General features: G+C 64.6%; 15 protein-coding genes and 2 pseudogenes. 11 read left to right on the top strand and 6 right to left on the bottom strand.

Translation table 11 applies throughout. The annotated features are described in order from the left end of the window. The first annotated feature begins 363 nt into the window (after nucleotides 1-363). The 8 genes from C0J29_RS30785 (at nucleotide 364) to C0J29_RS30750 (ending at nucleotide 9,390) form a co-directional block, all read left to right on the top strand. Nucleotides 364-1,464 carry an NAD(P)-dependent alcohol dehydrogenase gene (locus C0J29_RS30785; RefSeq protein ID WP_084023451.1) on the top strand — a complete coding sequence of 367 codons (1,101 nt, stop codon included), beginning with the start codon at nucleotides 364-366 and terminating at the stop codon, nucleotides 1,462-1,464. 20 nt (nucleotides 1,465-1,484) lie between these two features. Further along, on the top strand, nucleotides 1,485-2,435 hold the full coding sequence (locus tag C0J29_RS30780; RefSeq protein ID WP_084023450.1) for an alpha/beta fold hydrolase: 951 nt from the start codon (nucleotides 1,485-1,487) through the stop codon (nucleotides 2,433-2,435). Nucleotides 2,436-2,439: 4 nt separating this feature from the next. Then, complete coding sequence (locus C0J29_RS30775) at nucleotides 2,440-3,855, top strand: wax ester/triacylglycerol synthase domain-containing protein (protein ID WP_084023449.1); 1,416 nt, start codon at nucleotides 2,440-2,442, stop codon at nucleotides 3,853-3,855. Nucleotides 3,856-3,902: 47 nt separating this feature from the next. Further along, nucleotides 3,903-4,232: a hypothetical protein gene (locus C0J29_RS30770; RefSeq protein ID WP_084023448.1), complete on the top strand. Its 330-nt coding sequence runs from the start codon at nucleotides 3,903-3,905 to the stop codon at nucleotides 4,230-4,232. 216 nt (nucleotides 4,233-4,448) lie between these two features. Then, a complete protein-coding gene (locus tag C0J29_RS30765) occupies nucleotides 4,449-5,780 on the top strand; it encodes a cytochrome P450 (RefSeq protein ID WP_084023447.1) in 1,332 nt (443 codons plus the stop codon). Between the two features lie 14 nt (nucleotides 5,781-5,794). Further along, a complete protein-coding gene (locus C0J29_RS30760; RefSeq protein WP_084023446.1) occupies nucleotides 5,795-7,255 on the top strand; it encodes an aldehyde dehydrogenase in 1,461 nt (486 codons plus the stop codon). Between the two features lie 51 nt (nucleotides 7,256-7,306). Continuing rightward, nucleotides 7,307-8,302 carry a PDR/VanB family oxidoreductase gene (locus C0J29_RS30755; protein WP_084023445.1) on the top strand — a complete coding sequence of 332 codons (996 nt, stop codon included), beginning with the start codon at nucleotides 7,307-7,309 and terminating at the stop codon, nucleotides 8,300-8,302. Further along, nucleotides 8,299-9,390, top strand: coding sequence for a Rieske 2Fe-2S domain-containing protein (locus tag C0J29_RS30750; protein WP_120795091.1), 1,092 nt, complete (start codon nucleotides 8,299-8,301; stop codon nucleotides 9,388-9,390). The genes C0J29_RS30755 and C0J29_RS30750 overlap by 4 nt, the downstream gene beginning before the upstream one ends. A gap of 50 nt (nucleotides 9,391-9,440) precedes the next feature. On the opposite strand, the gene mmsB is transcribed toward C0J29_RS30750, so the two are convergent. The 4 genes from mmsB to C0J29_RS30730 all read right to left on the bottom strand — a co-directional run bounded on the left by mmsB (nucleotide 9,441) and on the right by C0J29_RS30730 (nucleotide 14,381). After that, nucleotides 9,441-10,322, bottom strand: a complete 882-nt coding sequence (gene mmsB, locus C0J29_RS30745) for a 3-hydroxyisobutyrate dehydrogenase (protein WP_084023443.1) — start codon at nucleotides 10,320-10,322, stop codon at nucleotides 9,441-9,443. Between the two features lie 10 nt (nucleotides 10,323-10,332). Then, entirely contained in the window at nucleotides 10,333-11,493 is a 1,161-nt protein-coding gene (locus C0J29_RS30740; RefSeq protein ID WP_084023442.1) for an acyl-CoA dehydrogenase family protein, read from the bottom strand. Between the two features lie 13 nt (nucleotides 11,494-11,506). Next, entirely contained in the window at nucleotides 11,507-13,039 is a 1,533-nt protein-coding gene (locus tag C0J29_RS30735; protein ID WP_084023441.1) for a CoA-acylating methylmalonate-semialdehyde dehydrogenase, read from the bottom strand. 244 nt (nucleotides 13,040-13,283) lie between these two features. Beyond that, nucleotides 13,284-14,381: an adenylate/guanylate cyclase domain-containing protein gene (locus C0J29_RS30730; RefSeq protein WP_084023524.1), complete on the bottom strand. Its 1,098-nt coding sequence runs from the start codon at nucleotides 14,379-14,381 to the stop codon at nucleotides 13,284-13,286. 86 nt (nucleotides 14,382-14,467) lie between these two features. On the opposite strand from C0J29_RS30730, the pseudogene C0J29_RS34200 reads away from it, so the two are divergent. After that, a pseudogene (locus C0J29_RS34200) lies at nucleotides 14,468-14,593 on the top strand (IS110 family RNA-guided transposase); the annotation flags it as partial. Nucleotides 14,594-14,985: 392 nt separating this feature from the next. Next, nucleotides 14,986-16,044: a tyrosine-type recombinase/integrase gene (locus C0J29_RS30720; RefSeq protein ID WP_084023440.1), complete on the top strand. Its 1,059-nt coding sequence runs from the start codon at nucleotides 14,986-14,988 to the stop codon at nucleotides 16,042-16,044. A 67-nt stretch (nucleotides 16,045-16,111) separates the two neighbouring features. Here the strand turns inward: C0J29_RS30720 and C0J29_RS30715 are convergent. Continuing rightward, nucleotides 16,112-16,307 (bottom strand): annotated as a pseudogene (locus C0J29_RS30715) (hypothetical protein); the annotation flags it as partial. A 518-nt stretch (nucleotides 16,308-16,825) separates the two neighbouring features. Then, nucleotides 16,826-17,569 (bottom strand): TetR/AcrR family transcriptional regulator, encoded by a 744-nt coding sequence (locus C0J29_RS30710; RefSeq protein WP_162951660.1) that lies wholly within the window; start codon nucleotides 17,567-17,569, stop codon nucleotides 16,826-16,828. 865 nt (nucleotides 17,570-18,434) lie between these two features. On the opposite strand from C0J29_RS30710, the gene C0J29_RS30700 reads away from it, so the two are divergent. Then, nucleotides 18,435-20,084, top strand: coding sequence for a ParB/RepB/Spo0J family partition protein (locus tag C0J29_RS30700; RefSeq protein ID WP_084023438.1), 1,650 nt, complete (start codon nucleotides 18,435-18,437; stop codon nucleotides 20,082-20,084). Nucleotides 20,085-20,508 lie beyond the last annotated feature (424 nt).

The following is a 20,508-nucleotide window of genomic DNA, read 5'->3' as shown; positions in this document are numbered from 1 at the left end:
ACCTCGTGCTGTTGTCGTCCCGTCGTTCGGTCTCCGTGACACACTGGCCCGGGCACCGACACCGCACGTCGCCCGAGAAGGGTTTCAGGCGCACCCACGCGGTGCCGGGCCCGGTTGCTTACGGCAGTCGCCTCCGACTAAGCCAACTATGAAGAGTCGATCGGGCTCGGCCAAGAGTGGGTAGGGCTAGATACCTCTCCTGCGGGAGTAGGAACCGCCCGATGTGGTGACGCGGCAGCCGGGGTCCTTCGCCCACACTCGCAACACAGGGTCCGCAGCCGACCCCGACAGGACTGTCGGACGGTTTCGGCGTTCCGCCAGCGGCCGAATGCAAGACCAAGAGTTCAGGGAAAGAGACAGCGGATGCAAATATCAGCCGCAGTGGTGCAAGAGGTAGGCGCGCAGTTCACGTTCAGCGATGTCGACCTCGAAGCGCCGAAACCTGATGAAGTGGTGGTGCAGATCGCCGGTGCCGGCATCTGCCACACCGACATCGCGGTCCAGCACGGGCACCTGCCGTTCCCGCTGCCCGGCGTCCTGGGCCATGAGGGCAGCGGAACCGTCGTCGACGTCGGCCGCGACGTGCGCACGGTCACCGTCGGTGATCAGGTCGCGATCAGCTTCAACAGCTGCAACGCGTGCCCCCGATGCGCGATGGGCGAACCGGCGTATTGCCACAACTTCCTCGAATACAACTTCGGTGGGGCGCGGCCCGACGGATCCTCCGGGTTAGCCTCTGGCGGAACCAAATTGGGAGGTAATTTCTTCGGTCAGTCGTCGTTGGCCACGCACGCGCTGGCCCACGAACGCAATGTCGTCAAGCTGCCGCCGGGCGCACCGCTCGAGCTGGTGGGGCCGCTGGGATGCGGCATCCAGACCGGCGCGGGCGCGGTGCTCAACTCGCTGGACGTGCGACCCGGATCGACAGTGGTGATCACCGGCTCGGGCGCGGTGGGGCTGTCGGCGGTGATGGCCGCCGTTGTGCGCGACGCCGCGTCGATCATCGCGGTCGACCTCCACGAGAGCAGGCGGGCGCTGGCCACCGAGCTGGGCGCCACCCACGTGATCGACCCGCAAGCGGGCCCGCTTTCCGAACAGATCCGGGAGATCGCCCCCGGGGGCGCCGATTACGCAGTCGACACCACCGCAGTGACTCCGGTCGTAGAACAGCTGCTCGCGTCCCTCGGGATGCGAGGCATACTCGGTTTGATCGGCGTCCCAGCCGATCCGCAGGCTGTCTTCACGGTCGGGTTGTTCCAGCCGCCCCTGCTGGGGCTCACCATCCGGGGCATCGTCGAAGGCGACGCCGACCCGCAGAAGTTCATCCCTTATCTGCTCGATCTGCACGGCCAGGGCAGGTTCCCGTTCGACAAGCTGATCACCACGATGCCGCTGGCCCAGATCAACGAGGCAGTGGAAGCCCAACACCGCGGTGAGGTCCTGAAGGCCGTGCTGACACCGTGATCCGACTTCGGACAACATGAATGGCGAATAATCCAGGCCGAAAGGCGGCCCTGGCCGCGACACTCGTGGCGGGCGGAGCGGCTGCCGCGGCCGCGGCCGTTGCCCGACGGGACCCCGATCCTACGCGCGCGGCACTTCCCCCGTTGGAGCTGACTCCGGTTCACCGCGGCGGAGCCGGGCAACCGCTATTGCTGTTGCACGGGATCGGGGCTATCTGGCGGGCATGGTCCCCGGTACTGCCCTACCTGGAACCACACCACGCGTTGATCGTGCCGACGCTCCACGGGCACGCGGGTGGACCGCCCCTTGGTGAGGACGTCGAACCATCGATTCAGGCCCTTGCTGACGGCATCGAGGAGGAGCTCGACCGCCTGGGCCTGCAGAAGGTGCACATCGCCGGTAACTCACTCGGCGGCTGGATCGGGATCGAACTCGCCCGCCGGGGACGCGCCCAGTCACTCGTTCTGCTCAGCCCCGCTGGGGCCTGGCGCTCGCCGCGTCGCATCAAAGTGACCACTGCAGGTGTCAGGTTCTCCCTCGGCGCGATCGCGCGTTATTCGCATCGGGCCGAAGCGATCGTCGAGCGCCGCGTGCTGCGCTGGGCGCTACTGGCAGCCCAGGTAGCCCATCCCCACCAGGTGCAGCGCGAAACGCTGGTGACCTATGTCCACGCCAGTGGCCATTCACCGGTGGTCGATCCGCTGCTGCGGGTACTTCACCTGACTCCGGTCGATCCCCTGCCCGAAGAACGGGACTACCCCGTCAGGCTGGTGTGGGGAGAGCGCGATCTCGTGCTGCCCTTCAAGCATTTCGGCTCGCCGATGCTGGAACGGCTGCCCGGCGCAGAGCTGATCCGCCTCGAGGGCGTCGGCCACGTCCCGATGTCGGACGACCCCGCGCGCGTCGCCGAGCTGATCCTGGAAGTGACCCGCGCCGTCGACGGCGCGGTAGGTTCGACCGGAAATGAGTGATCGCATGTCCAACACCGACGCTGACACACTTGCTTCATGGGGTGGTGGTCAAGACCTCAGCGCCTGGGAAGCGTTGATGTGGCGCAGCGATGGTGATCATCGGACCCGCTCGACCGGGGTGATCGTCGAGTTGCTCGACACTGAACCGGACTGGGATCGGCTGGTCGCCGCGCATGACCGGTTCACTCAGCAGGTTCCACGACTGCGCGAACGCATCGTCGAGCCGGTGGTGTCGGTTGTCGCGCCGGCATGGTCTCCCGACCCGCATTTCGACCTGGCGTACCACCTGCAACGAGTACGGCTTCCCGGTTACGGTTCGATGGCCGAATTGCATGCGCTGGCATCCCAATTCGCCGCCCGCCCACTCGATCCGGCGCGTCCCCCCTGGGAGGCCCTGCTCGTCCTCGGCGTCGAGGGCGGTCAGGCCGCATATCTGTTCAAGCCCCATCACAGTCTCAGTGACGGGATCGGTCTGCTGCAATTGCTCGAACTGGCCCACGGGCACAGCCGTGAGCCCTCACCCGCCGACGATGTGGTGATTCCCGAGCCTCGACGGAAGGAGACACCGGAGGGGCTGCTGGTAAACCGGTTGTCCGGCAAGGTCGTCAACGCTCCCGGGAGCGCATTGCGTGAAGCCTTCCGCGTCGCCGGCCACTTTGTCGGCAACCCTATCGGAACGACGACCGAAGCCGTGAAGTTCGCGATGTCGCTGCGCCGCGTAATGTCGCCGCCGGATACCCCGCACTCCCCCGCGCTGACCGGCGGCGGTTCCGGTTATCGGCTGGACACCTTCGACGTGCCGTTTGACGAACTGAAGGCATCGGGACGGGCGGCCGGCGGTTCGGTCAACGACGCATTCCTGGCCGCTCTGCTTGGAGGGGTCCGGCGCTACCACGAAAAGCTCTCTCTCACAGTCGATTCAATCCCGATAGCGATACCGGTCAGCCTTCGCACCGACGCTGATCCATTGGGCGCCAACAAGTTCGCCGGTGCGCTGCTCGTGGCTCCGGTCGGTGAACCGGATCCCAGGACCCGCATCGCCGCCATCCACGACCTGATCAAAGACGTGCGCAAGGAACCCGCGCTCGGGTTCCTCGACCTCATCGCGCCGGTGTTGAGCCGACTGCCGGGTGTTGTGCTCACGCGGATCGCCGGTGAGATGACCGGCCTGTCCGACTTCCAGGCTTCCAATCTCGGGGCGATCGGCCGTCCGCTGTATCTGGCCGGTGCGCGGGTGACCCGCGTCTACCCGATGGGTCCCCGACCCGGTATTCCAGCCATGATCGCGGTGATCACCTACGAGGGCACGTGTTGCATCGCAGTCAACTTCGACCCGGAGGCCATCACCGATGCCGAAGCGTTCTCGGCCTGCCTCCGTGAGGGTTTCGAGGAGGTGACCGCGCTTGCACACACCGGCTGACGCGAAAGCACCTGGGCCAACCACGAAGGGCGGAAGGAAAGAACCTCATGAATTTTGATGACGTCGTTGCAATACTTGACAAGTCGGTCGGCGGCCCGGACGCCGATGTGGCTTCCCACGGGCCCTTCTGGCGAGATGTCACCCGCGACACTTTCGTCGCGATGAAGGTCGGCGGACGGCCACTGGTGATCCTCGGCGACGGCGCGAACTCGAACCTGGTGTTGTCGCTGAAAGGCGAAGCGCCGTTTGGTTCCGACCTGGACGACCCGCCCGCAGGCGCCGTGACACCCCTGATGCCGGCGTACCTCGATCCGATGCCGGCGGAGGAAATCAGCCATATCGAGCGATGGATAGATGCCGGATGTCCGGCGGTTTGACGGTCCTCGACTGGCGTTGCCGATGACAATTTCCATGACGATGACTATGGCTATGCCTTCGACGGGGCACGTCTACCCCCAACGCGGGAGCGATCACCCCCCGACATGGTGACGCACAAACAAGTCCCACGCGATGAGACTTGAGAGCAACAGCCCGCCCACGGCGTCTCGTGGACACGCTGAACAGGTCACTACCCCAGAAGAAAGAGGACACCAGTGACGACCACCCAGCCCACCGAATCAGCGGTTCTCCCCGACGACATCGCGCGGCGGCTCGTGCTCCCCGAGGGCCACTCCGACCTCACCGCGCTGTACGAAGCCTACAAATGGCTGCGCGACAACATGCCGGTGGCGAAGGCGGTCGTCGAGGGCTACGACCCCATCTGGCTGATCAGCAAGCACGCCGACATCCAGGAAGTCGAGAGTCTGTCGGAAGTCTTTGCCGCCGGCGGTGGCCCGGACAATCCAGGCTCGCACAACCCGATCCTGCAGAACACCGCCGGTGACGAGTTCACCAAGCAACTCCTCGGCGGCAGCCTGCGCATCCTCGACGCACTGCCCTACATTGACCCGCCCGAGCACACGCAGGCCAAAAACATGGCGTTCAACTACTTCAAACCACCATCGGTCAAGAAACTCGAAGCTCAGATCCGCGACCTCGCCAAGGAATCCATCGACCAGCTCAAGCAGCTTTCGGCGCGCGGTCAGATCGACCTGGTCGACGACTGGGCGCTGGGGTACCCGCTGCACGTGGTGATGACGCTGGTGGGGGTGCCGCGCGAGGACGAGCCGCGGATGATGGCCCTCACCCAGGAGTTCTTCGGCACCGCCGACCCGGAACATCAACGCGCGGACGTCGAGCCCCTGGCCCCGGAGGCGATGGCCCAACAGTGGGCGGCCACGATCCAGGACTTCTTCGCCTACTTCGACGTATTGGCCGAAGATCGCCGCGCCAATCCCCGCGATGACCTGGCCTCGGCGGTCGCCTGCGCCAAAGGGGCCGACGGCGAGTACTGGCCCAAATCCTTCGTCTACGGCTGGTACACGGCCATCTTCACGGCCGGCCACGACACCACGTCGGCGACCCTGGCCGGCACGCTTCAGCAGTTGGCCCTGCATCCGGAGGTGCTGGCCCGTGTCAAAGCTGACATGAGTTTGGTGCCCGACCTCATCCAGGAGGGTTTGCGGTACGTGGCGCCGGTCAAACACTTCATGCGCGTCGCGCTCAAGGACCACACCATTCGCGGCCAGACCATCAAAGCCGGTGACCGGGTTATGCCGCTGTTCCAGTCGGGCTGCCGCGATGAGGAGGTCTTTGACAACCCCAACGACTTCAACATCGACCGCAAGCCCAACAATCACCTCGCGTTCGGCTTCGGCGCGCACACCTGCGTCGGCCAGCACCTGGCCAAGCAGGAACTGAAGGTGATGTTCGAAGAACTGCTGCCCCGGCTGGAGTCGATCGAGGTGCTCGGGCCCGGCAGCGTGACGCAGACGAACTTCGTCGGCGGTCTCAAGCACTTGCCCGCAACAGTCACCATCTCCTGAACGGGCGGACATCCATGACAACGATCGATTACCCGCAGCTGTACATCGGCGGCACGTGGAGCGCGCCCGCCGGCCACGACACCATCGAGGTCCACTCTCCGACGACCGAGGAACGGATCGGTTCGGTGCCCCGCGGCAAAGAGGCCGACATCGACGCGGCTGTCGCGGCGGCCAGGACGGCATTCGACGCCCCCGACGGATGGGCGAACTGGGATCCCAAAGAGCGCGCTGATGTGCTCGAGAAGTTCGCGGCGGAACTGGAAGCTCGCGGCGCCGAAACAGCACGGCGGGTTTCGATGCAGAACGGGATGCCGATCTGGCTGGCCCACCAGTTCGAGGCCGGTTTTCCGGCGCTGCTGGTGCGCTACTACAGCGGCCTGATGACCAGTGCACCGGTCGAGGACGCGCGTCCCGGCATGTTCGGGGGCACCGCGCTGGTTTCTAAGGAGCCCGTCGGCGTCGTCGGCGCGATCGTGCCCTGGAATGTGCCACAAGGGATTTCGTTCCTCAAGATCGCACCCGCGCTGGCCGCCGGCTGCACGATGGTCCTCAAGCCCGCCGAGGAAACCGTGCTCGACGCATTCCTCATGGCCGAGGCCGCGGCGGCGGCCGGTCTACCCGACGGTGTGCTCAACGTGGTTCCCGGCGGCCGCGAGGTGGGCGCCTATCTGGTCGAGCACCCCGGGGTGGACAAGGTGTCGTTCACCGGCTCCAGCGCCGCAGGCCGCTGGATTGCCGAGGCATGCGGACGCTTGTTGCGGCCGGTCACCCTCGAGCTCGGCGGCAAATCTGCGGCGATCGTGCTCGACGACGCCAACCTGGCCGCCTCGATCGAACAGTTCTTCGGGGTCACCCTGCTCAACAACGGGCAGATCTGTTGGCTCAACTCCCGGGTGCTGGTCCCTCGCAGCCGGTATTCCGAGATCGTCGACACGATAACCGATTTGGCGCGATCGCTGACGGTGGGCGATCCCCTCGACCCCGAAACCAAGGTCGGCCCGCTGGTTTCGGAGCGCCAACGCGAGCGCGTCGAGGGGTATATCGCCAAAGGCAAGAGTGAAGGCGCCCGAATGACCACCGGCGGTTCGCGACCGTTTGACAAGGGCTGGTTCCTGGAACCCACCATCTTCGCGGACTTGGACAACAATGCGACCGTGTCACGTGAAGAGATCTTCGGTCCGGTGCTGTCGCTGATTCCATACTCCGACGAGGACGAGGCGGTCGCAATCGCCAACGACAGCATCTACGGCCTGGGCGGTAGCGTGTGGTCATCGGATCCCGAACGCGCGGTCAACGTTGCCCGCCGCGTTCGCTCCGGGACTGTCGGGGTCAACCACTACGTCAACGACCCCGTCGCACCCTTCGGCGGCGTCAAGCAAAGCGGCATGGGGCGCGAACTCGGTCCGGAGGGGTTGCACGCGTTTCAGGTCTCCAAGACCATTTACCTGCCGCCTCCGCCTGGCGCCGGGGAATAACACAGGCGTTCAGCTGATTTCGTGTCTACCACGGATCGGAGCAAGGAACCAATGTCAGCGCCCGCAGCCAGGAAAGCCAGCGGCAACGTTCACGAATTCACTACCGATCTCGTTGTCCGTCGCCGCAACGCCGCTGCAGCGGGCGTGGTAATCCTGGACCTTGCCCATCCGCAGGGTGAAGAGCTGCCCCGTTGGGAACCGGGAGCCCATATCGACCTGCTCCTCACCGACGGCCTTACGCGCCAGTATTCGCTGTGCGGTAGTTCCGATGATCCGACTGTGTGGCGGGTTGGAGTCTTGCTCGATCCCGCCAGCCGCGGCGGCTCGCAATACGTGCACGACAACCTCCAAGAAGGTGCCACTGTACGAGTGCGGGGCCCCCGCAACCACTTTCCGCTGATCGACGCGCCACACTACCGGTTCATCGCAGGAGGTATCGGCATCACTCCGATTCTGGCGATGCTGGAGGAGGTTGAGCGGGCAGGCAACGATTGGACCCTGCTTTATGGCGGACGGACCCGGGAGTCGATGGCGTTTGCGGACGACCTTGTCGAGCGCTACCACGATCGTGTCACAGTGTGGCCACAGGACGAACGGGGCTTTCTAGATCTGGCAAAGCTTCTCAAGGATCCGACGGACGATACGTTGGTGTATTGCTGTGGGCCCGAAGGGCTTCTGTCAGCGGTCGAGAGCCAATGTGCCCACTGGCCCGCCGGAGCCCTGCACATTGAGCGGTTCGCCGCGAAGGCACCGACGGCCGAACAAGCCGCCGAAGCGCTGGACCACTTCGAGGTGGTGTGCCACCGCACCGGTGTGACGTTTGACATCGCATCGGATCAGTCGATCCTGGAAGTCCTTGAGGAAGAGGGCATTCCCATTCTGGGCAGCTGCTATGAAGGGGTATGCGGTACCTGCGAAGCGAGGGTGTTGGAGGGAACGCCAGACCACCGCGATTCGGTGCTCAGCGAGGCCGAAAAGGCTGCCGGCGAAGTAATGTTGGTCTGCGTATCGCGCTCACGCACCGAAAGGCTGGTGCTGGACTTGTGAAAGCCAATTATCCGAAGAAGTGCTGGTACGTCGCGGCCACCTGCGATGAGGTCACCGACTCGCCGCTGGGGCGACGCCTGCTCGGCGAGGATGTCGTGCTGTGGCGCGGTGCCGGCGGACGCGTCACCGCATTCGAAAACCGCTGTGCACACCGGGCATTTCCGCTGTCACACAGCAGCGTCCACGGTGATCGATTGGTCTGCGGCTACCACGGATGCACCTACGACACTGACGGCAAGTGCGTCTACATACCGTCCCAGCCGCAGGTACCGACGCGAATGAGCGTCCCCGTGTTTCCCATCCTCGAGAAGCCACCTTTCATCTGGATCTGGCTCGGACCTCCGGCTGCTGCGGCTGCCAGCCAACCCCCGTCCTTGCCATGGATCAACGACCCGGCATGGGCGACATTCGCGAGTGCCTGGCAGGTAAGCGCCAACTACATGATGGTTCACGAGCACTACTTGGACTTCAGCTACGCGCCTGTCATTCATGCCAAAGACTTGCCCCCGGGGCTCGCCAGTATGCCGGCATTCAACAGCGTCGAGGTGACCGAGACGACCGTGTCCTATACCCGGATCATGTCGGACCTGCCCCTTACTGACTGGCACGTCAACGCCACCGGACTCGACCGCAATCTCTTGTATAGACACAGTGAGAGCGGGACTTTCGTCTCGCCCGCCATTCATCGCCAATATTGGAACATTGAAACTTCGAATGGCGAGGCGTACACCACCACTCGTACGCACGGCATCACGCCCGAGACGGAGTCATCGACTCACGTGTTCATGCAGTCTTCGCGGAACTATCGGACCGATAGCGATGACGTGACGGCGGGGCTGCGGTCGTTTCTGGACGGAGTTGCCCAACGCGACGTGCCCATTCTCGAGATGGCTTCCCTGCACTCAGGCTACGACGGATGGCGTGGCGGCGTGGAATTTCAGGCGGACGCGGCCGCACTGCGCGCTCGACGCATTGTCGGGGTCATGTTGGCTAAGGAAGCCGGCCGCGCTGCAATTCGCCCCGGTCTGGCCTCCGCCAGCAGGGGCGGGTCGCGCAGCCCTCGCAAGCCGATCACATCTGGTGATTAGCCCCGAGTGCGTCGAGGCCCGCGGTTCACCGAGAACGACGGCCGCTGGGGTTACCTACAAGCGTTGCGGATCATCTCGATGACCCCGCTGAAGTCCAGGTCGGGGTGCGAGGCGGCGAACTTGGCATAAATGTCGGCGGCGTGACTGCCCAGGGGGGCGGCCGCACCGGTCGAGGCCACTGCGTCCATCGCCAGGCCAAGATCCTTATTCATCAATACCGCCGCGAAGCCGGGCTTGAAGTCGTTGTTGGCCGGTAATGTCGGAACCGGTCCTGGCGCAGGACAATTGGTGTGCACCGCCCAGCAATTGCCGGTCGCGCCGGTGATCACGTCGAACAGCGCCTGCGCCGACAGGCCGAGCTTCTCGGCCAGCACGAACGCCTCGCCGATCGCGATCTGCTGCACTGCCAGCACCATGTTGTTGCACACCTTGGCGGCCTGCCCCGCTCCGGCGGATCCGCAGTGAATGACCTTGCCTGCCATGGGCTCCAGCACCGGACGGGCCCGCTGCAGCGCGGACTTGTCGCCGCCGACCATGAAGGCCAATGTCCCGGCCACCGCACCCTTGACGCCGCCGGACACCGGTGCGTCGAGTTGAGACAGGCCGTGAGACTGGGCCAGCGAATGCACCTCGCGGGCGTCGTTGACCGAAATCGTGGAGCTGTCGATGAACAGCGCGCCGGCTTTCGCAGCCGGCAGCACCTCGACGTAGCAGCGCCTGACCACGTCGCCGTTAGGCAGCATGGTGATGACCACGTCGGCCTCGGCCACCGCTTCTGCGGCACTGTCGAACAACGCAACACCGCTGGCGCTCGCAGCCGCCGCGGAGGCGGGCACCGGGTCGAATCCGCGCACGATATGTTCGGCGGCAACGAGATTCGCCGACATCGGCCCGCCCATATGGCCCAGGCCCAAGAACGCAATGGTCGTCATCTGAGCCTTCCTAGGTACTGGCTCGGAACCGCGCGGCCTTGGCCCGACCGATGACCACCCGCATGATTTCGTTGGTCCCTTCCAGGATGCGATGCACCCGCAGATCGCGGACGATCTTTTCCAGACCATACTCGCGCAAATAGCCGTAGCCGCCGTGCAGTTGCAGCGCTTTGTCGGCCACCGCGAAGCAGGTGTCGGTGACGTAGCGCTTGGCCATCGCGCACAGCTCGACCTTGTCGGGGGCGTTATCGTCCAGCGCGGATGCCGCCCGCCACAACATCATTCGCGACGTCTCCAGCCCGGTCGCCATGTCGGCCAGCGTGAAGCGAATGGTGGGTTCGTCGAGCAAGGCAGCACCGAACGCCCGGCGTTCCCGTACATAGCCGCCAGCCTTGTCGAAGGCGGCCTGCGCGCCACCGAGCGAGCACGCCGCGATATTGAGCCGGCCGCCGTTGAGGCCGTTCATCGCGATTCCGAAACCAGTACCTTCGCCGTCAGGGCCGCCCAGCATGGCCTCGGCCGGGACCCGCACGCTGTCGAGTATCACCTGTGCGGTGGGTTGCGCATGCCAACCCATCTTTTCCTCGAGCGCGCCGAAACTCAATCCCGGAGTGCCCTTCTCGATGATGAAGGCGGAAATGCCCCGCGGGCCATCGGTTCCCGTCCGCGCCATCATCACATAGACATCGGATGCTCCCGCGCCGGAGATAAACTGCTTCACGCCGTCGAGCACATAATCGCCACCCTGCTGTACGGCGCGAGTGCTCAACGCGCCCGCATCCGAGCCCACGCCCGGCTCGGTCAGGCAATAGCTGGCGATGGCATCCATTGACGCCAATCGTGGGACCCAGTCCTTGCGCTGATCGGCGGTGCCGAAGCCGTCGATCATCCAGGCGCACATGTTGTGGATCGACAGAAAGGCGGCGGTCGCCGGATCGGCGATGGCCAACTGCTCGAAGATGCGCACCCCGTCGAGCCGACGCAGCCCGCTGCCACCCACGTTGTCACGGCAGTAGATCGCCGCCATCCCGAGATCGGCCGCCTCGCGCAGCACGTCGGTCGGAAAGTGATGGGCGGCATCCCATTCCAGCGCATACGGGGCAATGCGCTTTCCGGCGAACGCGGCCGCCGTCTCGGTGATCACCCGTTCGTCGTCGTCGAGGGCAAACATGAGTGAGCCAGCCCTAATTCATGGTCGGGATCACGAATTCGGCGCCATCCTTGATGCCGGACGGCCACCGCGACGTGACGGTCTTGACCTTGGTGTAGAATTGGATCGACGCCGTGCCGTGCTGGTTGAGGTCGCCGAATCCGGACCGCTTCCAGCCGCCGAAGCTGTGATAAGCCACCGGAACCGGGATCGGGACGTTGACGCCGACCATGCCGACCTGCACCCGGGAGACGAAATCGCGCGCGGTGTCGCCGTCACGGGTGAAAATCGCCACGCCGTTGCCGTACTCGTGCTCGGACGGCAGTCGCAGCGCCTCTTCGTAATCGTGGGCGCGGACGATGCACAGCACCGGCCCGAAGATCTCCTCGGTGTAAATCGACATCTCCGGGGTGACGTGGTCGAACAGGGTGGGGCCGATGAAGAAGCCACCCTCGAGATTGGCAGTGGCATCAGCCAGCCCAAAAGTCAGATCGTCGCTGGCGCGCTCGCGGCCGTCTACGACGAGCTCGGCACCGGCGTCCACGCCCTGCCCGATGTAGTCGCGCACCCGCGCCAGTGCGGCCTCGGTGACCAGCGGGCCATAGTCGGCCTTGGGGTCCAGGCTGTGCCCGACCCGCAGGCCGTTGACCCGCTCAATCAGCCTGGCGCGCAACCGGTCCGCAGTCTGTTCGCCGACCGGGACGGCGATGCTGATCGCCATGCAGCGTTCACCGGCGCTGCCGTAACCCGCGCCGATCAACGCATCGACCGCCTGATCGAGATCCGCGTCGGGCATGACAATCATGTGGTTCTTGGCGCCGCCGAAGCATTGCGCGCGCTTTCCGGTGGCCGCTGATTGGCTGTAGATGTACTGGGCAATGTCGGAGCTGCCGACGAATCCGACCGCTTTGATGTCGGGATGGTTGAGGATGGCGTCGACGGCTTCCTTGTCGCCGTGCACCACCTGGAACACCCCGGGCGGCAGGCCCGCCTCCGTGAAGAGTTCGGCAAGTCGCACTGGAAGCGACGGGTCACGCTCACTGGGTTTGAGAACGAAGGCATTTCCGCACGCGAGCGCCGGGCCCGCTTTCCACAGCGGGATCATCCCCGGGAAATTGAATGGCGTGATGCCCGCCACAACACCTAGCGGCTGACGCAGCGAGTACACATCTATGCCGGGCCCGGCGCCCAAGGTGTAGTCGCCCTTGAGCAGGTGGGGAATCCCGATGCAGAACTCGATCACTTCGACGCCACGCTGAATATCGCCGGCCGCGTCGGGCAGCGTCTTGCCGTGCTCGCGAGACAGCAACTCGGCCAATTCGTCGATGTTCTCGTTGACGAGGCCGACGAACTTCATCAGCACCCGAGCCCGGCGCTGCGGATTCCAGGCGGTCCAACCTTTTTGCGCCTCGGCCGCCGAGGTCACCACGGCGTCGATATCCGCCGCCGATGCCATCGGCACCTTCGCCTGAACCTGGCCGGTGTTGGGGTCGAACACGTCAGCAGTGCGCTGTGACTGCCTGCTGACGTGCCGCCCGTCGATGAAATGCGGAACTTCTCTGGTCATGAACTGGCCTGTCGATCGGCGGATACCCCGTTACTAGGATATCCTAGTAACGGGGTACGGCCGGTGGCTATGCATCGATGGTGGTATCTGCTTATCTCGTCGGGGTTACGTTGCCCACGTTTAGCGTTGGCTCGGGACTGTGCCCTCTCGACGCAAGGCTCAACTCAACATTCCCTTGATGAGTTGAGAAGTGGCCGCCGGACGGTCCTCGGCGTCGCCACTGCCGACCGCCGTCATGTGGGTATCACCGCGGTGCGGGTCGGCGTGCACCGTGGAGCACTACCTCACCGCGAATCCCTTTCAGTCGACGCGTTTCGGCGACAGACCACTCGATACCGGCTAGATCGCCAATTGCCGTGCGCGCAAGTTCGGTCACCCGCACGGTGCCGGGCGGTGCGGCGCTAGTGACGCGACTCGCGAGATTGACCGGGCTGCCGTACCAGTCGCCGGCACGGTTGACGGCGGGACCGAACGCTAGTCCGGCCCGCAGTCGTGGGAAATCATTCGCCGCCGTGGCATCAACCAGGTCCAGTACCGTCTCCAGTAGCCTGCGCGGGTCTGAGCAGACCAGCATGACCGCATCCCCGATGGTCTTGACGAATTGGACCGGACTTGCGACCACGGTCCGGGCAAGGTCTGCCAGGCGCAGGGCGAGCAGTCCCAGATCTTCCGCCGCCATCTGCTCCCCGAGTCGGGTGAAACCCACGAGGTCGGCGAAAGCTACCGCAACTTCGCGCGCACCCGGCAGGGTGCCGGCGGCGCGCTCGATCACGTTGATCGCCTCTGTCTCAAAAGAATGCCGCAGGGCCAACCGCAATAAGGCATCGACCATCGGGCCAAGCAATGGTTCGGCATCGTGTGCCAGCACCTCGAAAGCTTGGGCCAGTTCGAGTTCGGTGGCACCCGGATGCAACGATGCGTGCAACGCAGCATGACGTATGGTCACCGCTGCACCGGTGAGTCCGTCCATCAGCAATCGCACGATCAGGACCACCTGTGCCGGGTCGAGCCCGATATCGACCAAGCGAGCCGCCGCCAGGACGGATTCAGCATCCACCCGCGATTGCGAACACGCATCTGCGTCCTCTGCACAAGCCAGACCAGCGGCGCGGTGCAGTTGTTGGAGCAGTTCGAGGCTCACGCCGCTGGATTCCGAAATCTCTCGCGCCGAGACCGATGTTCCGTCATCGCCAATCATGCGAATGGCCGGTAGGAGCATAGGACTGAATTCGCTACGGATCCGATCGACGCTGAAGTTTCGCGCGAGCAGCCATCGAACAAGCTCGGCGCGCTCCTGACGGGCCTGCCCATGCAGGTCGTCGAGCAGCCCTAATTCCTCCATATCCGCGTCGTTCGGGTCTGCCGCCACGGCGTCAACGTACAACACCGTGCCCTCCGCGCCGTCTTCACCGGCCGCCCGAGTCGCCTGGCAACCGCCGTCTGCATCAGCAATGGTGTCGCTTCAACGAACGCAAGAAACCGCATGTGGTCGCTAACGTCGCCGTAGCCCGCGAACTTGCGGGGTGGTGCTGGTCCCTGGCCACCCTTGAGTGAGCACCACTGAGATGACTTGATCGATATCAGCCTTCGAGAGCGGCGAGGTAGGCGAACTAGACCTGCGAGACTTCTATGGGCCACAACATGATTCGCCAAAATCACGCTGTGACGCCCGTTCCAAGAGAGCAGCTACTGTTCGCGCCGAACCATCGTCTTGCGGTAACCAACCCGCGCATATCAGCCTGACACCACCGTCGTTGAACAACGACTGTCGCGACCGGACTGGCATCGATCAAACGAAAGCCGCCCCGGCACAAACCGGGGCGGCTTTCACCCACCTCTTGACAGACACCGCCTACATTTCAGAAGACCAACCGTCGCACCTAGGGCGCGGGCAGCTATATGTCGGGAAGCGCCGATTTATGGATAACCGCTATTATGCATGAATCATGTTGCCTGTTGAACAGTCTGCGCCCCGTTCGCCGGCGCGCACTGACGCCGACCGCCCGAAGTGGTTTCGTGCATTTCTGGCCGACCGCAGCACCCGCAAGCCCTCACCGCACACTGTGGCGGCGTATCGGCGCGACTTCGACGCGATCGCCGCCGTGCTGTCCGGCGGACCCGAATACCTTGGTGCGCTGGACTGTGCCGCGATCACCAAAGATTCGCTGCGCCAGGCTTTTGCGGTGTTCGCCGCCCCCCGCGAAGCGGCATCCATCCGGCGCTGCTGGTCGACGTGGAACACGCTGTGTAGCTATCTGTTTACCGCCGAGCTGCTTGAGGCCAACCCGATGCAATTCGTGGGCAGACCGAAGGTCGCCAAGAACCTCCCGAAGTCACTTCCTCCCGCGGCCGCCAAGGCCCTCGTCGAGGCTGTCGCGGACCACGGTGGGACGGAACTGCGCAATCAATGGCCCGAACGCGACCGCGCCATCATCTTGACCACTCTGCTCACGGGCCTTCGCGCCGCCGAATTGCGCGCCGCCAACATCGGCGATGTCCGCCTCACCGACCAGGGCGGGGTGATCCACGTGCGCGGCAAAGGCAATAAGGACCGCGCCATCCCAATTGAGGCAGCCCTGCTTGACGTTCTCGACGATTACTTGACCAGTCGCGGCACTCGCTTCCCCACTACTAGGCGGCGTCGACAGGAAGGCGACGTTCCGGTTCTGCGCCGCTGGCCGACCACAGCACCGCTGTTCGTCGGTGTCGACGGACAGCGAATCACCCGCGGAGCACTGCAATACCGGGTCCTGCGCGCATTCAAATTGGCCGGCCCCGACGCTCACCGCAATCCCGGTGCCCTCGTGCACGCCCTGCGCCACACCTACGCCACCGAGCTGGCCAACACCAACATCAGCGTCTACACCCTCATGCGGCTTCTCGGCCATGAATCCATGGCGACCTCGCAGCGCTACGTCAGCGCCGCGGGAGCCGAAACCCGTTCCGCTGCAGCGGTAAACCCCTTGTATCAGCTCGTCGACACCTCGCCCCCATCCGGAGGATGACAAGTCACCAACGGCGAACTCGCCGAGGTGATGCGTCGTGGCCGAATCCGACCGCGATCCTGGGTGCCGGAAACCACAAGTCGCGCTGAATCGCTCGGCCCGGTAAATACTCAAGGCGGTCCACCGGATCGGCGGGCAGGTACTCTGGGCGGATCGCTCGGACCGGCGTTGCCGCGGTTCACCGCCCCGGGCAGGGCCAGGCGCACCCGCTCTCGGAACCACGAGATCGAACCCGTCCATCCGACCCGCTCGGCGAGCACCGACCGTGCATCGCGACCCAGCAGCAGTCCCGCGACGAGAGTGCCGAACACCATCGGCGAACCAGTCATCGGCACGGGCGCCACACCTGCCCAACGCCCTGTCTGTCCTTGATTGCGTGCACACCTTGACGACCTTGGTGACACCGCCTAGCAGACCCGAGCACAAGCGCGGCGAAAGTGACCAGGACTGTGCACCAGCGGATCTTGGCAATTAGCGTTCGGGGGCCGCTGACGCGGCGGCTTCGGCTACTCCTTGACATCTCGCGTAGCGATGCTCCCGCGATGAACACCGATCACGCGATGGCCGCCGAACTGAGCCGGCATCGCCTCGGCGCAACGATCGTGCCAACTAGCGCGCCCAACCGCCTCACCGCCCTGCGCTCAAATCCGCTGCGCCCCGCTTCTCGCCGGCAGAACAAATTACTTGTCTGCGGCCCGACTAGCACAAACCACGATATACGTGGCGATCCTGTGAGTACAACACGCACCGAGCGCCGGTTAGCCAATTACGATGCTGCTGATTACGCATCGTCGCCCATCACTTGTCTGAAGGTGCCGACAAGTTCTTCAAACATCCGTTCCGACATTGATTGGTCGTGTCCCAGTTCGTATCGGGCTTGGTTGCTGATGCGGCTGAGGTAACTGCCTGTCGCTATCACTGACCATCTCGTTACCGCACGGCGTACGCGCGCATCCGTGATACTTACTCCCATCTTTATAGCCAGGGCCGGGGTGAGGATTTCCTTCCGGGCTTTTGAAACCTCTCTTTGCAGCGGCGCACTTTCGGCGACGATGCGGGCCATCGCCAGCATCTGATCACGTGTAATCACTCCGCGTCCGTCGATCACCGCCTCTATTGCTTGGGCGGTTGCGAGGAGCAGCGCTGTCTCAGGGCTGCTGGCGGATTCGACTCGTGCAAGCGAATCAGCAATGTCTGCGAGTACGTCTTTCGCGATAGCGACGACAGCAGCATCTTTCGTGGAGAAGAAGCGCGTGAGCTGTTCAGGCGAGACGTCGGCCGCGGCTGCAATCGCATCCATGGAGACCGCTTCGTAACCAACTCGCTCACTAAGGCTAAAGACGGCATTAAACACCCGGTCCCGATCGCAGAGCTCCCCCATGTCTTTGGACAATAAGTCGATAAAATTAATTTTTGGTCGAAACCGAGAAAATTGATTGCTGGTGTTAATAGAGGGTTTGCCCGCCGAGTCACCACGGAAACTGCATGCTTGGGAAGGATGCGGCAGCCTAAACCCGATGTCCACGCCTGGGCGCGTAGCGCTGCGGCCGGATCTACCTTAGCGCGAATGATTCTCGTGGTGTTGGCCGACAGCGCTGAGCCCGATCACACTGCGTGTGTCTCCCTTCGCGCCCTGGTCGATCAGTCTGGGGCCGCGCGAAGCACCCTGTTACGTGCTCTCAACGATTTAGAGGACCGACGGTTGCTGAGCCGGCCGCTCGCAATTCGACGCTGACGGGGCTCGTCTGCCCAGTCAATTTCACCTCAATTGCGCCTCTGCGCAACGTCTTCGAGGCCCGGCGAGAGCGGCCCGGTCAGCCCGCGGCCGGGGCGGCGTTCATTCCCGGCCGGCCCGGGCCGCCGGCGTCGCGGACCGCCGGTGGAAGGCACTGCCGCTGCTGCTGCCGGTCGCCGATGCGGCACCGTTGTTGGGGATCAGCCCTCACACTGTGTGTCGGTTGATCGCCCGCGATGAGCTGCCGGTTCACCGGGTCGGTCCGCGCCGGGTCTATATCGACACGGTGCGCCTGCGCGACCTGCTCGACCCTTTGCCACGCTCATCGGCGACGCTGGCACGTGAGCCGCGCCCGCGGGTTTTCATTCACGGGTGCGTGCGTGGACGGTGCGCGCGAATTCGGCGACGGTGACCTTTTTGCCTTCTGGCCTTCGATTATGGCCGGCGGTCCGCTTCGCGCAAGGCCACGGCCTCCGCTGCGCTGCGGGCACAAGACTCGCAAAGTCTCGCGCACTGCTCGCAGGCTCGCACCTTCGACACTTTGCGCCCGGACCTTGCACTCTCGCGGAGCTGTTGCCGGCCCAAATCTTGGCTGCCAGAAGGCAAAAAAGCGGGCGGCCCGCAAGGGACGCTGTCAACCGAGAAAGGTTCCGTCATGACCGACACCATCACCACCGAGGCCGAGCAGACCACCGGTGAGCACCCCGCGCTGGGTGTCATCGAGCACCACGACCCGCACACCCTGGTCCTGGACAGCAACGTCCGCGACGAGGCCACCCTCGGTACGCAGTTCGTGGCCAGCATCAAAGAGCACGGGGTGCTCACGCCGATTGCCGCCGTGCGCGATAGCGACGGCCAGCTGCGGGTGCGTTCCGGGCAGCGCCGCACCCTGGCAGCACGGGAAGCCGGACTGGCGAGCGTGCCGGTCTATGTCCGTACCGCAACCGCCGGTGAGGACGACAAAGCCCAACTCGTGGAACGGGTTTCGGAACAGATCGTGGAGAACGACCAGCGCGCGCAGCTTACCGAGCTTCAGCGCACCCGTGGCATCCAGCAGATGATCGACGCCGGGGTGTCGATCACCAGGGTTGCCAAGAAGTTGTCAGTGGGCAAGGACACCGTGAAGGCAGCGGCGGCGGCGGCGAAGTCGCAGGCGGCGATGCAGGGGCTGGCCGAGGGGCAACTGAGCTTGAGCGAAGCGGCGGCGCTCACCGAGTTCGAGGACTTGCCCGGTGCGATCAACCGGCTGATGCAGGTGGCCGGCACGCGCAGTTTTGAGCACATCGTGGCCCAACTGCGCCAGGAACGCGCTGCCGCCGAGGCCGAAGCAACGGCGGCCCAGCCCTACGTGGAGCGGGGGTTCACCTGGCTACAGCAGCGCCCGGAAACCTCAGACCCCGGCTGCATCGCCTTGCACCACCTGCGCACCGCAGACGGTGCCGAGGCCGATGAGCAGGCGGTGACCGACCCGGCCCGGTGGGCGGTGCTGTTGTACGAAACCGAGATCGTGGTTGATGCCGAGACCGGCGAAGCCGTCGATGAGGACGACGTGGACTGGGACACCCAGGACCAGCCCGAGGCCACCCCCGCCGAGGGGTTGCGCCACGCCGACACCGTCACCGATACCACCGCATACGTCCCGCAGTACTTCTGCCTGGACTTCCGCGCCGCAGGTCTGACACCGGAGCCGTGGTTCGCCCGCCGCGCCGGACTGGCCGAGGACACCAGCAGCGGCGACGGGGCAGTGGACCTCGACGCCGATGCCGCCCAGGCGCGCCGTGAGCGGGCCGAAGCCGAACGGGCCGAGGCCGATAAGCGGGAACGCCGCAAGGTGCTGGCGCTGAACAAGCTCGGTGATGCCGCGATGGGTGTGCGCCGCGATTTCCTGACCAAGCTGCTGGCGCGCAAGACCCCACCCAAGGGTGCGGCGATCTTCGTCGCCACCTGCCTGGCTGGCGACCCGTACCTGCTGACTCACCACAACGCGGTGGAGACGACCGCCGAGCTGCTCGGCATCGAGCGCGCCGCTGTGGCCAAGCAGGCCAGCGACCTGGGTGCAGGCGGTGACAACCGTGCCCAGGTGATCACGTTGGCACTGGTGTTGGGAGCGCTGGAATCAGCGACGCCCAAGGACGCCTGGCGCGGCGCCGCGCACGGCTACGGGCCTCGCGTCGGCAGCGCGGACTACCTGCGGTGGCTGGCCTCCAACGACTACCCGCTTGCAGCGGTCGAGGAGATCATCACCGGCACAACCGATGCCGAGACCGTCTACAGCGAGTATCTGTCCGACGCCGGGAAACAGTAAATTCGGGCGGCTGGTGGGGGTCAGGGCTTCGGCGCTGGCCCCCACTCCCATCTGACCGGGCCAATCCCGTTGTGCAACAAGCACACTGCACTTTGCCTTCTGGCTTGTCGATCGTGACCGGCCGGATCGGCTGCACGCAAGGCGCCGGCCTGCGCGTTGCTCCGGGCCCTACCGGACTCGCGAACTTTTCCCCGAGCCGCTCGCCCACACAACGGGCTCCCTGGGAAAACTTCGCGCCCGGGCCTTGCGCTCCACCGCCCGTAAGCCGGTCTAGATCGTGCTGCCAGAAGGGCAAAAAGAATAGATGTCACAGACGGACGGTAATCAAATGAAGTGTGCAGAAAGGGGAACGCATCAGCCGATAAATTACGACAATCAATCTGTTGGTTACCGGATGCGCGAAAGCAGTCAGATAATGCATTTC

The sequence above is a fragment of the Mycobacterium paragordonae genome, from assembly GCF_003614435.1.
Lineage (GTDB): Bacteria > Actinomycetota > Actinomycetes > Mycobacteriales > Mycobacteriaceae > Mycobacterium > Mycobacterium paragordonae.
This window is presented reverse-complemented; position numbering and strand designations above follow the sequence as displayed.